Annotated in this window: 13 protein-coding genes and 1 pseudogene; 9 read left to right on the plus strand and 5 right to left on the minus strand. The window is 72.1% G+C overall.

All coding sequences use genetic code 11. From position 1 onward, the window contains the following. Together minC and N787_RS00010 are read right to left on the minus strand one after the other, a co-directional pair. A pseudogene (minC, locus tag N787_RS00005) lies at positions 1-375 on the minus strand (septum site-determining protein MinC); the annotation flags it as partial. A gap of 2 nt (positions 376-377) precedes the next feature. Beyond that, positions 378-974 carry a GNAT family N-acetyltransferase gene (locus N787_RS00010; protein ID WP_034209881.1) on the minus strand — a complete coding sequence of 199 codons (597 nt, stop codon included), beginning with the start codon at positions 972-974 and terminating at the stop codon, positions 378-380. 167 nt (positions 975-1,141) lie between these two features. Between N787_RS00010 and N787_RS00015 the strand changes: the two genes are divergently transcribed. The 9 genes from N787_RS00015 (at position 1,142) to N787_RS00055 (ending at position 10,182) form a co-directional block, all read left to right on the plus strand. Further along, positions 1,142-2,317 carry a sensor histidine kinase gene (locus N787_RS00015; protein ID WP_034209882.1) on the plus strand — a complete coding sequence of 392 codons (1,176 nt, stop codon included), beginning with the start codon at positions 1,142-1,144 and terminating at the stop codon, positions 2,315-2,317. Then, positions 2,314-2,955: a response regulator gene (locus N787_RS00020; protein WP_034209883.1), complete on the plus strand. Its 642-nt coding sequence runs from the start codon at positions 2,314-2,316 to the stop codon at positions 2,953-2,955. Before N787_RS00015 ends, N787_RS00020 begins: the two co-directional genes overlap by 4 nt. Positions 2,956-3,094: 139 nt before the next feature. Beyond that, on the plus strand, positions 3,095-4,366 hold the full coding sequence (locus N787_RS00025; RefSeq protein ID WP_052574973.1) for an SRPBCC family protein: 1,272 nt from the start codon (positions 3,095-3,097) through the stop codon (positions 4,364-4,366). Between the two features lie 96 nt (positions 4,367-4,462). Further along, entirely contained in the window at positions 4,463-5,392 is a 930-nt protein-coding gene (locus tag N787_RS00030) for an ABC transporter ATP-binding protein (protein ID WP_034209884.1), read from the plus strand. Then, positions 5,389-6,123, plus strand: a complete 735-nt coding sequence (locus tag N787_RS00035) for an ABC transporter permease subunit (RefSeq protein ID WP_034209885.1) — start codon at positions 5,389-5,391, stop codon at positions 6,121-6,123. Before N787_RS00030 ends, N787_RS00035 begins: the two co-directional genes overlap by 4 nt. Before the next feature lie 5 nt (positions 6,124-6,128). After that, positions 6,129-7,991 (plus strand): GldG family protein, encoded by a 1,863-nt coding sequence (locus N787_RS00040; RefSeq protein ID WP_034209886.1) that lies wholly within the window; start codon positions 6,129-6,131, stop codon positions 7,989-7,991. A gap of 3 nt (positions 7,992-7,994) precedes the next feature. After that, complete coding sequence (locus N787_RS00045; RefSeq protein WP_034209887.1) at positions 7,995-9,152, plus strand: DUF4340 domain-containing protein; 1,158 nt, start codon at positions 7,995-7,997, stop codon at positions 9,150-9,152. Then, positions 9,149-9,505 carry a DUF423 domain-containing protein gene (locus tag N787_RS00050; protein WP_034209888.1) on the plus strand — a complete coding sequence of 119 codons (357 nt, stop codon included), beginning with the start codon at positions 9,149-9,151 and terminating at the stop codon, positions 9,503-9,505. The genes N787_RS00045 and N787_RS00050 overlap by 4 nt, the downstream gene beginning before the upstream one ends. 2 nt (positions 9,506-9,507) lie before the next feature. Beyond that, positions 9,508-10,182, plus strand: coding sequence for a DNA-3-methyladenine glycosylase family protein (locus tag N787_RS00055; RefSeq protein WP_034209889.1), 675 nt, complete (start codon positions 9,508-9,510; stop codon positions 10,180-10,182). A gap of 449 nt (positions 10,183-10,631) precedes the next feature. Here the strand turns inward: N787_RS00055 and N787_RS00060 are convergent, their stop codons facing one another. Genes N787_RS00060 through N787_RS00070 form a run of 3 tightly spaced genes read right to left on the minus strand, consistent with a single transcriptional unit; the run spans position 10,632 to position 13,432 of the window. Next, a complete protein-coding gene (locus tag N787_RS00060) occupies positions 10,632-11,444 on the minus strand; it encodes a M15 family metallopeptidase (RefSeq protein ID WP_034209890.1) in 813 nt (270 codons plus the stop codon). Between the two features lie 31 nt (positions 11,445-11,475). Beyond that, on the minus strand, positions 11,476-12,006 hold the full coding sequence (locus tag N787_RS14110) for a hypothetical protein (protein ID WP_052574974.1): 531 nt from the start codon (positions 12,004-12,006) through the stop codon (positions 11,476-11,478). A 25-nt stretch (positions 12,007-12,031) separates the two neighbouring features. Beyond that, entirely contained in the window at positions 12,032-13,432 is a 1,401-nt protein-coding gene (locus tag N787_RS00070; RefSeq protein WP_156968837.1) for an alpha/beta hydrolase family protein, read from the minus strand. Positions 13,433-13,434: the final 2 nt, after the last annotated feature.

Below are 13,434 nucleotides of genomic sequence, written 5' to 3' on the forward strand. Positions count from 1 at the left end.
CGGGGGCGCCGCCGGCTCGGCCTCGCCATCGCGCTCGTAGGAGGCGCGGAACTTGGCCAGCAGCGGCAGGCCCACGGCCTGCGACAGCTCGTCCATCTCGCGGGTGCCGTAGGCCAGGGCCACCGGCAGCACGCCGGCGGCGTGCAGCGCGTCGATCACCGCGCGGGCCTGGGCCGCGTCGGGGCAGCGGCTCAGGCCGCCGAAATCAAGCACCACCGCGGCGCGCGCGAACAGCTTGGGCGCGCGCTGCACGCGCTCGGCCATCTCGGCGCCAAGGCGCCCGGGATCGAGCGTGCGCACGCGCAGGTTGGCGATGCCGACCTGGCCGAACTTCAGTTCGCCGGCCTGTTCGTAGTCGAGGGGATTGGCGGCCATGCTCAGGTTCCCGTCGCCAGCGTGCCGAGGCGGCCGGGCAGGGCGCGGGCGGCCAGCCAGGGCTGGTCGGGCAGGCGCGTGCCGTAGGTCTCGGCGATGAAGGGGTGGCTGCACATCTCCTTCATCAGCATCGAGACGCGGATGTCGGTGCCGGGCATGACCTGCTGGCCGACCTCGCGGAATCCGAAGCTGCCGTGGAAGAGCAGGGCCGGGTCGTTGCCGGACTGCAGGAACACTTCGCAGCACAGCTGCGGCCAGCGCACCTCGGCGAAGCTCTGCACGTCGGCGTAGAACATGCGGCCGCGGCCGCCGCCGCGGCGGGGCCGGGCGATGACGATGCGGTCCACGTACAGGAACCGCGGGTGGCGGTCCTTGAACCAGCGGAAGTTCGGGCTGTCGTGCGGGGCGTCCTGCGACAGGGCCACCAGGAAGCCGGTGATGAGGCCGTCCTGCTCGGCGACCCGGAAGTATTCGGCGTGCTCCCAGAAGAAACGCACCTTGGCGGCGTCCATCGGCAGGATGGACGGCCCGGCCGCGTTGTTCAGGGCAAGTACGGAATCCAGCTCGTGCTCGCGCACGTCGCGGATGGTGATCGGCATTGTCTTTCGGACTCCGATGGCGTGAGGGCCGCGGGCGGGGGAACCCGTCGGGCGATCGGGACGGGATTATCGCACGGGCGCCGTCCCCCGGGGCGGCACCGGGAAATCCTCGCAGGCATGACTTCCGGGGTGGCACGCCGGGTCCGCGGCCGGCCTATGATGCCCGCATGCTGAACCGCCTCTCCCACACCCAGCTGCTGCGCTACGCCGGCCTGTTCACCTGGGCGGTGGTGGGCATCCCGCTGATCGTGTTCACCTGGCACTTCCCGGCCGATGCCTCGGATTCGGCCCAGGGCCTCGCCACGCCCGGGCTCACGCTGGCCAGCCTGGCCTACCTCGCCTTCGGCGTCATCTACTGGCAGGTCACCCGCGCGCTCGGCGCCCGCCGCCCGCGGCTGGTGGATGCGCTGCTGCTCGCGGCCCTGACCCTGTCGGCCATCGTCGTCAGCCACCAGACCGGCACCGGCATGGGCGCGGTGCTGATGCTGATCATTGCGGGCGTCATTCCCTGGCTGGTGCCGCTGCCCGTGGGCGTGCTGTGGCTGGTCCTGCAGCACGGCGCGCTGGTGCCGGTGTTCAGCCGGATGGAGGGCTACACGCCGGGCTTCGCGGTGCTGCAGGCCATGCTGTACGTGGGCTACTCGAGCTTCGCGATGGTGATCGGCCTGGTCGCCAAGCAGCAGGCCGAGGCCCGCGAGGACCAGCGCCGGCTCAATTCCGAACTGCGCGCCACCCGCGCCCTGCTGGCCGAGAGCTCGCGGATGAGCGAGCGCGTGCGGATCTCGCGCGAGCTGCACGACCTGCTCGGCCACCACCTCACCGCGCTGAGCCTGAACCTGGAGGTGGCCGGCCACCTCACCGAGGGCCGCGCCCAGGAGCACGTGCGCCAGAGCCACACCCTGGCCAAGCTGCTGCTCACCGACGTGCGCGAGGCGGTCAGCGAGATGCGCGACGAGGGCGCCATCGACCTCAGCGGCGCCATCCGCACCCTGGTCGAGGGCGTGCCGGCGCTGGACATCCGCCTGGACATGCCCGAGCCGCTGACCATCGAAGACCCCGAGCGCGCCCACGTGCTGCTGCGCTGCACGCAGGAAATCATCACCAATGCCGTGCGCCACGCCGGCGCGTCCACCCTCTGGCTCACGATCGCCCGCGACGCCGGCGAGGCCCGCATCCAGGCCCGCGACGACGGCCGCGGCATCGAGGGCGACGCCGTGCCGGGCAACGGCCTGCGCGGCATGCGCGAACGCCTGGCCGCCCACGGCGGCCGGGTCGATATCATCACCGGGCGCGGTCAGGGTTTCGCGCTCGACATCCGCTTGCCCCTGGAGAACGCCGCATGATCCGTGTCTGCCTGGTCGACGACCAGACCCTGGTGCGCCAGGGCGTCAAATCCCTGCTCGAACTCGCCGATGGCATCGAGGTGGTCGCCGAGGCCGGCGATGGCCGCCAGGCCGTCGAGCTGATCCCGCAAATCAAGCCCGACGTGGTGCTGATGGACATGCGCATGCCAGTGATGTCGGGCCTCGAGGCCCTGCAGGCGCTGACGGCGAAGGGCCTGCTGCCGCCGACCATCATCCTCACCACCTTCGACGACGACCAGCTGGTGCTGGCCGGCATCCGCGCCGGCGCCCGCGGCTACCTGCTCAAGGACGTGTCGCTGGACCAGCTGGTCAACGCCATCCAGACCGTCGCCGACGGCGGCTCGCTGGTGCAGCCGGCCGTCACCCAGCGCCTGCTGTCGGGGCTGGAGGGCCTGCAGAACGAATTCGTCAGCCTCGACCAGCCCGACCCGCTGACCGATCGCGAGACCGAGATCCTGCGCCTGATGGCCGGCGGCTTCTCCAACAAGGAGATCGCCAACTCGCTGGGCGTGGCTGAAGGCACCGTGAAGAACCACGTCTCCAACATCCTGTCCAAGCTGGGCGTGCGCGACCGCACCCGGGCCGTGCTCAAGGCCTTCGAACTCAAGCTGGTCTAGGCCCGGAACCCGCGCCGCTGCGCCGTTTCCGGCGATTTCCCGCCGCCCCCTGCCGGGCGGCGGGCTGACCTGTTATCCTCCCCGGTTCCTGCGATTGGGCATGTGGACCAGTCGAGGGCCGTTCCTGGAGAGCTTCCGAATGACCCGAGTTATTGAGTGGATTATTTCCCTGCTGATCGTCATCGCCCTGTTCGTGGTGATCGGCCTGTTCCTGCCCGCCTCGCGCACCGTGTCGCACTCGGTCGAGACCAATCGCCCGATGTCGACCGTGAACGACATCCTCAGCAGCTTCACCCGGTTCAAGGACTGGAACGCGCTGATCAACCACGACCCGCGCATGCAGCTCACCGCCTCGGGCCCCGAGTCCGGCGTCGGCGCCGCGCTCGCGTTCAGCTCCAGCCAGCATTCGATCGGCTCGGGCAAGTGGGAGATCAAGGAAATCGTGCCGGGCGAGAAGATCGTCTACGCGCTCGACACCCCGGGCCGCGGCAAGAACAAGACCATGACCTTCCGCTTCGAGCGGACCGGCCAGCGCAACCAGAACATCGAGATCACCCAGCGCTACACGGTGGACTACGGCTATGACCTGCTCGGTCGCTACGCCGGCACCCTGTACGTGAACAGCGAAGTCGGCGCCGACATCAAGCGCGGCCTGACCAAGCTGAGCAACCTGCTGGCCACGATCCCGCGCTTCGACTACAGCCAGCACGAGCCGGGCTTCGAGATCGCCGAGCTGCCCGCGCAGAACGTCCTGCTGGTCACCACCGCCGCCAAGCGCGCCAACGACGACATCGCCCTGGCGATGACGAACCAGCGCAAGTGGATCGACCAGGTGATGGAGAAGAACGAGCTCGAGGCCGCTGGCCCGATGCGCATCATCACCAACGAGTTCGGCTCCGACACCTACGCCTTCGACGTGGTGCTGCCGATCCGCCGCAAGGGCACCGGCCCGGCCGAGCCGGCCGCCGCCGCCGAGGGTGAAGAGGGCGAGGCTGCCGAGACGGTCGCCGAGACCGCCCCGGCCCCGGCCCCGGTCGTGGATCCGAACGCGCCGCTGGAGACCTTCGAGGTCGAGGTCGAGGGCCCGGTCGTTTACGCCCAGCTGCCGGCCATGCGCGTCGCCAAGTCCAGCTACGTCGGTCCGTCGCCGGGCCTGGCCCGCATCCGCGACCTGGTCCGTGCCTGGGCCCTGGTCCGCGGCCACGAGCCGACTGATCGTCCGTTCGAGGAGTACCTCGTCGAGATCAAGGACATGCTGGCCGAAGACGCGGAGTTCAACGTCTACTGGCCGGTGCAGGTGCCGGGCGTCGAGGCCCAGGCCCCGCGCGTGATCGCGCCGCTGCCCGAGGACGAGGCCGCCGAGCCCGCCCCGGCCGCCGAAGAGGCCGAGGCCGACGCGGCCGCCGCCTAAGCAACACCGCAGGGCGGGCCTAGTGCCCGCCCTGTCGTTTCCGGGGTCGCCCGCCCGGGCGCCCACCGAAGCCGAATCCAGCGAGACACGCCCCCGATGATCGAGGCACACGCCCTGCACAAGCGCTACGGCCGCCTGCTGGCCGTGGACGGCATCAGTTTCAAGGTCGAGCCCGGCGAAGTGCTCGGCTTCCTCGGCCCGAACGGTGCCGGCAAGTCCACCACGATGAAGATGATCGCCGGCTTCCTGGCGCCCACGTCGGGCACCGCGAAGGTCTGCGGCCACGACGTGCAGGCCGCGCCGATGGCGGCGCGCCGCGCGCTGGGCTACCTGCCCGAGGGCGCGCCGGGCTACGGCGAGATGTCGCCGTCGGGCTTCCTCGGCTTCGTCGCCGACGTCCGCGGGCTTTCCGGCGCGCATCGTCGCGAACGGATGCAGTCGGTGCTGCAGCGGCTCGCGCTCGAGGGCGTGCTGCACCAGCCGATCGACACCTTGTCCAAGGGCTTCAAGCGCCGCGTGGGATTGGCCGCCGCCATCCTGCACGATCCGCCTGCGCTGATCCTCGACGAACCCACCGACGGCCTCGACCCGAACCAGAAGCACGAGGTGCGCAGCCTGATCCGCGAACTCGCGCGCGAGCGCACGGTGCTGCTGTCCACCCACATCCTCGAGGAAGTGGAGGCGGTGTGCAGCCGCGCCATGATCGTCGCCCGCGGCAAGGTGCTGGCCGACGCCACGCCGGCCGAACTGCTGGCGCGTTCGCGCTACCAGGGCGCGGTGTCGCTGCTGGCCGGCGACAGCATCGCCGCCCGTGCCGCGCTCGACGGCATGCCCGGCGTCAGCGGCTTCCACCAGGACGCCGTGGACGGCCGGCTCTACGTGTTCCCGCAGGGCCGGCCGGTGACCGCCGACGCGGTGGCCGAGCGCCTGCGCCAGCGCGGCGTGGTGTTCAGCAGCCTGCAGCCCGAGCGCGGCCGGCTCGACGAAGTCTTCCGCCGCATCACCACCGAAGGGGCGAAGGCATGAGCGCGGTGCTGTCGGTGTTCCGGCGTGAGTTCGCCAGCTATTTCGCCACGCCGCTGGCGGCGGTGTTCCTGGTCATCTTCCTGGCCCTGGCCGGGGCGTTTACCTTCTACCTCGGCGGTTTCTACGAAGCGGGGCAGGCCGACCTGCAGCCCTTCTTCCGCTTCCACCCCTGGCTCTACCTGCTGCTGGCGCCCGCGGTGGCGATGCGGCTGTGGGCCGAGGAACGCAAGTCGGGCACGCTCGAGCTGCTGCTGACGCTGCCGCTGGCGCTGTGGCAGGCGGTGCTGGGCAAGTTCCTCGCGGCCTGGGCGTTCCTGGGGCTGGCGCTGGTGCTGACCTTCCCGATGTGGGTCACGGTGGCCTGGCTCGGTGATCCCGACCACGGCGTGATCTTCGCCGGTTACCTCGGCAGCTGGCTGATGGCCGGCGCCTTCCTCGCCATCGGCAGCGCGCTGTCGGCGGCAACCCGCAGCCAGGTGGTGGCCTTCATCCTCACCGTGGTGGTGTGCCTGCTGCTGCTGTTGGCCGGCTTCCCGATGGCGCTCGACCTGGTGCGCGGCTGGGCGCCGCAGCCGTGGGTGGACGCCTTCGCGGGGCTGAGCTTCCTGACCCATTTCCAGGCGATCAGCCGCGGCGTGCTCGACCTGCGCGACGTGGTGTTCTTCCTGCTGTGCATCGGCGCCTGGCTCACCGCCACGGTGCTGGTGATCGACCTGAAGAAAGCCGACTGAACGCCATGAAGATCCTGTCCCGACGTTCCGCTCCCCTGGTCGCGCTGGCGCTGCTGGCGCTGGGCTTCGTCGCCCTGGTGGCGCTCAACTCCGTGGTGCTGCGCGGCGCCCGGCTCGACCTGACCGACAAGGGCCTGTACACGCTGTCCGACGGCACCCGCAACCTGCTGGGCCGCATCGAGGAGCCGGTGCGGCTCAAGCTGTACTACTCCGAGCACGCCACCCGCGAGCTGCAGCAGTTCCGCGTCTTCGCCACCCGCGTGCGCGAGCTGCTCGAGGAAGTCGCCACTCGCAGCGGCGGCCAGGTCAGGCTGGAGGTCATCGACCCCGAGCCGTTCTCCGAGGCGGAGGACGAGGCCGAGGCCTACGGCCTGCAGTCGATCCCGCTCGGCACCAGCGGCGACAAGCTGTACTTCGGCCTGGTGGGCGTCAACAGCACCGACGGCGAGACGGTGATGCCCTTCATCCAGCCGGACAAGGAAGCCTTCCTCGAGTACGACGTCGCCAAACTCATTTCCACGCTCAGCGTGGACGCCCAGCCCGTGGTCGGCCTGATCAGCGGCCTGCCGACCGGCCCGACCATGGATCCGACCGGTCGCGGCGGCGCGGGTTGGGTGGTGGACCGGCAGGTCAGCGAGCTGTTCGAGCTGCGCCGCCTGCAGGGCCATCCCACCGACATCGCCGGCGACGTCGACCTGCTGATGGTGGTGCACCCGAAGGAGCTGCCCGAGGACACGCTGTACGCGATCGACCAGTTCGTGATGCGCGGCGGCCGCCTGCTGGTGTTCGTGGACCCGGATTCCGAGGCCGATGAATCCGCGATCGATCCGCTCGACCCGCTGTCGGTGGCGGTGCCGCGCAGCTCGGACCTGCCTGCGCTGTTCCAGGCCTGGGGCATCCAGTACGATCCCAACCGGCTGGTGCTCGACGAGAAGCACGCGCTTCAGGTGCAGCCCGATCCGAATGGCCTGCCGGTGCGGCACCTGGCCGTGCTCGGCCTGGGCCGGGAAGCGCTGAACCAGGACGACGTGGTGACCGGCGAGCTGCAGACGCTCAACGTCTCCAGCGCCGGCGCGCTGGGCCTGACCCGCGAATCGACCCTGGTGATGGAGCCGCTGGCGCAAAGCTCCAGCGCCTCGGCGCTGGGCGACGTGGCCGCCGTGCGCGACGCGGTCGCCGACCCCGACCGCCTGCGCGAAGGCTTCCGCCCGGGCGGCCAGCCGCACGTGATCGCCGCGCGCTTCACCGGCCCGCTGCGCAGTGCCTTCCCCGACCGCACTGGCGAGAAGCACCTGGCCGAAAGCCTCGCGCCCGTGAACCTGGTCGTGGTCGCCGATACCGACGTGCTCGCCGACCGCATGTGGGTGCAGGTGAACGACTTCCTGGGCCAGCCGGTCTTCAACGCCTTCGCCAGCAACGGCGATTTCGTCTACAACGCGGTCGACAACCTGGTCGGCAACGCCGACCTGATCGCGGTGCGCACGCGCGCCTCGGCCACCCGGCCGTTCGAGCGCGTGGCGGCCCTGCGCCGCAGCGCCGAGGCGCGCTACCGCAGCAGCGAGCAGCGGCTCCAGCAGCAGCTCGACGACCTCGAGCAGCAGCTGGCGGCGCTGCAGCAGCCCGGCGCCGATGGCCAGGCGCAGGCACTTAGCGCGCAGCAGCAGGCCGAGATCCTGCGCTTCCAGGACGAGAAGCTGCGCATGCGCCGCGAGCTGCGCGACGTGCAGCACCGGCTCAACGCCGACATCGAAGCGCTGGGCGATCGCCTGAAGCTGATCAACATCCTCGGCATGCCGGCGCTGGTGGTGCTGGTGGCGCTGGGCGTGGCCTGGCGCCGCTGGTCGCGCCGCCGCGCGGCGGGGGCCTGAGCCATGCGTCCGCGGCAGCTGGTGCTGGCGGCGGTGGTGGTGGCCGGCCTGGCCGGCGTGGCGTGGTGGCTGCTGGCACGCCAGGCCACCGGCGCGGTCGAAGAGGCCGGTCGCCTGCTGCCCGGGTTCGAGTCGCGGGTCGAGGCCATCGACGCCATCGAGGTGATCGGCGCCGGCGGCCAGCCGCTGGTCCGCATCGAAAAGCAGGACGGCACCTGGGTGATGCCCGACCGCGACCGCTGGCCGGCCAACCAGCGTGAAGTGAGCCGCGCGCTGTTCCGGCTCGCCGGGGCCCGGCGCATCGAGCCCAAGACCCGCAATCCCGCGCTGCACGCGCGCCTCGGCGTCGAGGATGTCGCCGCGCCCGAAGCCAAGGGCGCCGAGCTGCGCCTGGCCGGTGGCGGGGATCCGGTGCGGCTGGTGATCGGCAACAACCATCCTTCGCTGGGCGGCAGCTACGTGCGCGTCGGCGACGACCCGCAGGCCTGGCTGCTCGACGAGGACATCGGCCCCGCGCGCGCGCCGGCCGACTGGCTCGACCGCCGCCTGCTCGACATCCCGCTGGCGCGCATCGAGGAAGTGCGCATCGCGCCGGCGGGCGCGCGCGCGTTCCGCCTCTCGCGGGTCGAGGATCGCTTCAGCCTCGACGGCCAGCCGCCGGCCGCGATGACCGATCCCGACGCCGGCAACGGCACGGCGGGCGTCACCGACCAGTTGCCCTTCGACGACCTGGCCGTCGATGGCGGCACCGAAGCGACCCAGGTCGTGGACTTCATCGGCGTGGACGGCGTGGCCGTGCGCATCGCCGCCTGGCGCGACGAGCGCGGCACCTGGGCGCGGCTGTCGGCCACGTTCGACGAGGCGCGGGCGCTGGCGTGGTTCGAGCAGGCCGATGCCGCCAAGGCGGCGCAGGCCGCGGAGGACGCCAAGGCCGCCGACGCGGACGCCGACGCCGACCGCAACGACGCAAGTGCTCCCGAAGGCAGCGATGGCACGGCGTCCGGCGACGCCACGACGTCGCCCGCCGAACGCGTCGCCGCGCTTCGCTCCCGGGTAGATGCCTGGCAGGCCAGCTTCGAAGGCCGCCAGTTCCTGCTGCCGCCCTACAAGGCCGCGCCGCTGATGCGCAGCCGCAACGACTACCTGGCCGGCACCCGGTGAACGCGCTGGCCCGCGGCCTCGCGGCGCTGGGCGCGGTCGCCTGCGCCGCGTCCGTGGGCCTGGGGGCCTACGCCAGCCATGGCCTCGAGGGGGCTGACGCCCGGCGCGCCGGGTTGGCCGCGCTGTTCCTTTTCGGCCACGGCCTCGCGCTCTTGCTGCTTGCCCCGCCGGCCACGTCCCGCGTGCGGCTCGTCGCGCTGGTGGCGCTTGCGCTGGGCGTGCTGCTGTTCTCCGGCAGCCTGCTCGGCGCGGTCTTCGCCGCCACCTCCACGGCCCTGGCGCCGGCCGGCGGCGTGCTGTTGATGCTGGCCTGGCTTACGCTGGCCGCCGACGCCCTTCGCACGCGAGCCTAGCCATGCCACGCCACCCGCGCGGTTTCGACCTCGATGCCGCCGCCGCGCACCTGCGGCGGCGCGACCGCAAGCTCGGCCGCTGGATCGACCGCATCGGCCCGCTCGACGTCGCCGCGCGCTGGCGCAAGCCCTTCGACACCACGGATGCGCTGGCCCGCGCCATCCTCTACCAGCAGCTCTCGGGCAATGCCGCCGCCACCATCGTCGGCCGGGTCGAAGTCGCCATCGGCGCGAAGAAGCTGCACGCCGACACGCTGGGCCGCATCGACGACCCGACGCTGCGCGCCTGCGGCGTCTCCGGCAACAAGACCCTGGCCCTGCGCGACCTCGCCGCGCGCGACGCCCGCGGCGAGATCCCGACCTCGCGCGAAATGGCGTCGATGGACGACGCCGCCATCATCGAACGCCTCACCGCCGTGCGCGGCATCGGCCGCTGGACGGTCGAGATGATGCTGATGTTCAGCCTGGGCCGCCCCGACGTGCTCCCCGTCGACGACCTTGGCGTGCGCAAGGGCGCGCAGCTGCTCGACAAGCTCGACGAGATGCCCAAGCCCAAGGTGCTCGCCGAACGCGGCGAACCCTGGGGCCCGTACCGCACGCTAGCCGCGCTCTACCTCTGGCGCATCGTCGACGCCACCACCCCCGCCAAGCCCCCCGTCAAACGCTCCCAAGACTGACGTTGGCGTGCGCGGGGCGCACGACACGTGACTTCGCGGCAGCGCCGCCGCCCGCATCACTAGTCCTTCTGCCCGCCGTCTTGCTAGCGCCATCCCTGGCAGCAAACGTCGGCCGTTACGGGCTTCCTGCCCTTCACTTCAGAAGGACTAGTGATGCGTGCGACGTCGCCCCGGAAGCCGGTCGCACACCGGAAAGAGGTCAAAAGCGCAAAGCGCGCCGCACACCCATCGTGACCGCGGCGACCCGGTCGCCGCGGTGTGCTTTGGCTTCTGCTTTCTGCACTTGACCTCCTTCCGGCGTGCGACCGGCTTCCGGGGCGACGTCGCCCACAGACATAGGTCTGCGGAAGTGGAGGCAGGATGCCGGAACGGCCGGCATCAGTGGTCAGGATGACGCTCCTGAGTCGGGCCGCAGACCTATGTCTGTGGGCGGCGGCGCTGCCGCGAAGTCACGTGTCGTGCGCCCCGCGCACGCCGTGCCAGCGCCAGTGCCAGGGTTCGTAGACGATGCCGTGCGGGTTGCCGCGCGGGTAGCTCATGCGGAAGCCGAAGTCGCCGGCGCGGCGGTGCAGCCAGGCGAAGGCCGGCGTGGCTTCGAAGGATTCCTCGGCGGGCGGCTCGCCGGGCGTGCCGATGTCGATGGCGCAGCCGCCGTGGTGCTCGCTGAAGCCCGGGGCCGCGTTGACGGCCAGGACTTGCGGCAGGGTGAGGCCGCGCGCGAGCTTCCGCTCGAAGATGCCGAGCTGGTAGGCGTGGCTGCGGTAGCCGGAGATCGCCTCGAGCGCGATGTCGTCGGCGCGTGCCGCGGTGCGCATGCGGCGCCAGGCGCGCGCGGCGGGGTCGAGCAGCCAGAGCGGGCGGCGGTAGCGGTCGTGGCCGGCGAATTCCAGGCGCGCCGGTTCGGCGACCAGCGGCAGGCCGACGGCGTCGCCGTAGCTCTCGTCCAGGCCGAGCGCGTGCAGGTGCGCGAGCAGGCCGTCGAGCGGCAGTTCGAAGGGGCGGCCGGCGCGCTCGTGCGGCGCGGACAGCGCGGCGAGGATGTCGGCCAGGCCGGGCTCGCGCGCCAGTTGTGGCACCAGCGCGGTGAAGCGCCCGTTGCCGGTGGTGGCCAGGAAGCGGCCGTCGCGCTTGCGGCGCAGCAGCCAGGGCGCCTGCGCCAGCGCGCGGGCGTCGGCGTTGGCGCGCGCGCGGTCGCGCAGCAGCCGCGAGGGCAGGGCTTCGATCAGGTCGCTGTTGACGAGGTGCCAGTCGAGGGCGTGCATGCGGCCAGCTTAGCGGGCGGGCGCGGGGGCGTCACGCCGCCGCGCGGCGCAGGATGTCGAGCACGGCCTGCGGGTGCGTGAGGCTGAGCAGCCAGAGCCGCCCGTCGGCATGCGGCAGGCACAGCACGCGGGCAGGATCGGTCACCAGGCAGAAGGCCGCGCGCTTGTCGCGCAGGCGGAAATGGCCGGCGTGCAGGCCGGGCACGGCGAAGCCGTTGGTCTTGAGCGCCGGCTTGAGTTCGGTGTGTTCACGCAGGTCGACCACCCGCGCCGCGGCGAGGTCGAACTCCGTCAGCGCGGCCTGGCGCGTGTACCAGGTCGCCTTCACCCGCAGGTGCCTGCCGTCGAAGGCGGCCTCGCGCCGCCACATCGGCAGCACGATGGCGAGCGAGACCGCCGCGGCGCCGGCCTGCACCAGCAGCATCATCGCGGGCGAAATCTTTTCGGCGCTGACCTGCAGCACCACGCCCACCGCGATCGCGATCGGCAGCAGCGCGCCGACCAGCACGGCGAACAGGATGGGCGGCTTGCCGAGCGGCGGCAGGGCGAGGCGTCGGAACATGGCGGGTTCTCCGGGCGGGCGGCGATCAGGGCGGGCCGCGGGATTCGCGGGCGTGGATCCAGGCGGCGATGTCGAGGATGACGGTGGTGTCGACCGGCACGGGCGTGAAGTACTCGCGCGAGCCGGCGGGACCGCTGCCGGGCATCAGGAAATGGTTGAGCGCGGGGTACTCGCGGAAGCTGACGTCCTCGCGGCCGGCCAGTGCCGCGCGCCAGCGCGCGAGGTCGTCGCTGGCCGTCACCTGGTAGTCGCGGCCGCCCTGGATGAAAAGCATCGGCAGCGGCAGCGCGCGGGCCGTCTGCTGCGCGTCGTAGCGGCCCAGGTGCCGCCAGTAGGCCGGCGGGATGCGCAGCATCGGGTCGGTGGGTTCGGGACCGCCGGCCAGCATGGCGTCGATCTCGTCGCGCTGGCGTTCGGCGTGCGCCACCGAGACCTGCTCGAGTTCGGTGACCGCGCCGTCGGCTTCGGCCAGGTAGCGCACCTGCGCGGCGATAGCGTGGTGGAAGGGGCGCGCCAGCGCCGACAGCATCACCAGGCCATCGGCATCCGGCGCGCGTGCGGCGATGCGCGGCGCCAGCAGGCCGCCCAGGCTGTGGCCGGCGATGAAGAGGCGGCCGCGGTCGATGCCGGGCTGGCGCGCCAGCAGCGCCACCGCGGCGACCGCGTCGTTGACGCTGGCGTCGTCGGCGTTGGATTGCGGGCCCAGGCTGCGTCGCTGGGCCAGCGGGCGCTTGTCGTAGCGCAGCGAGGCGATGCCCAGGTGCGCCAGCCCGTTGGCGAGGTCGCGGAAGGGCTTGTTCGGCCCGATGCTCGCGTCGCGGTCGACCAGGCCGCTGCCGTGCACCAGCACCACGGCCGGGAAGGGGCCGGTTCCCGCCGGCAGCGTCAGCACGCCGGGCAGGTCGCCGACCAGGATCGGATGGGCGCGGATCTCCGATTCGCCGACCAGCAGTTCGCCGATGGCCTCGGCGCCGGTGACCAGTCGCAGCGCCAGCACGCGCGCGCTGCCGTCGACCCGCAACTGGGCCTGCACCGTGTCGCGCTCGAACTGCAGGTTCGCGGCGAACACACGGCGGCCGCCCGCCACGCGGGGCTGGCTGGCGCCGAGGTTCTGCAGCGCGCCGTGTCGTGCGGTTTCGCCGGACCACTGCATGCGCAGCCGGTTCGCGCTCGAGCGCAGCGCGGCCTCCGGGTCGCGGAGGGCGGCCTCGTCCGGCGCCATCAGGCGGGCGGCGTCCTCGAACCGATCGGCGGCCAGGTGGGCGAGGAAGGCGTCGGCCGCGGCGGCGCGCCGGGCGTCACCGGCCTCCTGCGCCAGCGTGGGCAGGGCGAGCAGCGCGGCCAGCACCGCGGCGAATCGCGAGCCCCGGCGTCCGGGCGCAGGCGCGGCTGCGCGGGGCAAGGTCGGCGAGGCGGGCGCGGTCACGA

The sequence above is a fragment of the Arenimonas metalli CF5-1 genome (assembly GCF_000747155.1).
Taxonomy (GTDB): Bacteria; Pseudomonadota; Gammaproteobacteria; order Xanthomonadales; family Xanthomonadaceae; genus Arenimonas; species Arenimonas metalli.

Coding starts and splice junctions, on each gene's coding strand:
- N787_RS00010 (WP_034209881.1), bottom strand. CDS start 974: ATGCCGATCACCATCCGCGACGTGCGCGAGCACGAGCTGGATTCCGTA.
- N787_RS00015 (WP_034209882.1), top strand. CDS start 1,142: ATGCTGAACCGCCTCTCCCACACCCAGCTGCTGCGCTACGCCGGCCTG.
- N787_RS00020 (WP_034209883.1), top strand. CDS start 2,314: ATGATCCGTGTCTGCCTGGTCGACGACCAGACCCTGGTGCGCCAGGGC.
- N787_RS00025 (WP_052574973.1), top strand. CDS start 3,095: ATGACCCGAGTTATTGAGTGGATTATTTCCCTGCTGATCGTCATCGCC.
- N787_RS00030 (WP_034209884.1), top strand. CDS start 4,463: ATGATCGAGGCACACGCCCTGCACAAGCGCTACGGCCGCCTGCTGGCC.
- N787_RS00035 (WP_034209885.1), top strand. CDS start 5,389: ATGAGCGCGGTGCTGTCGGTGTTCCGGCGTGAGTTCGCCAGCTATTTC.
- N787_RS00040 (WP_034209886.1), top strand. CDS start 6,129: ATGAAGATCCTGTCCCGACGTTCCGCTCCCCTGGTCGCGCTGGCGCTG.
- N787_RS00045 (WP_034209887.1), top strand. CDS start 7,995: ATGCGTCCGCGGCAGCTGGTGCTGGCGGCGGTGGTGGTGGCCGGCCTG.
- N787_RS00055 (WP_034209889.1), top strand. CDS start 9,508: ATGCCACGCCACCCGCGCGGTTTCGACCTCGATGCCGCCGCCGCGCAC.
- N787_RS00060 (WP_034209890.1), bottom strand. CDS start 11,444: ATGCACGCCCTCGACTGGCACCTCGTCAACAGCGACCTGATCGAAGCC.
- N787_RS14110 (WP_052574974.1), bottom strand. CDS start 12,006: ATGTTCCGACGCCTCGCCCTGCCGCCGCTCGGCAAGCCGCCCATCCTG.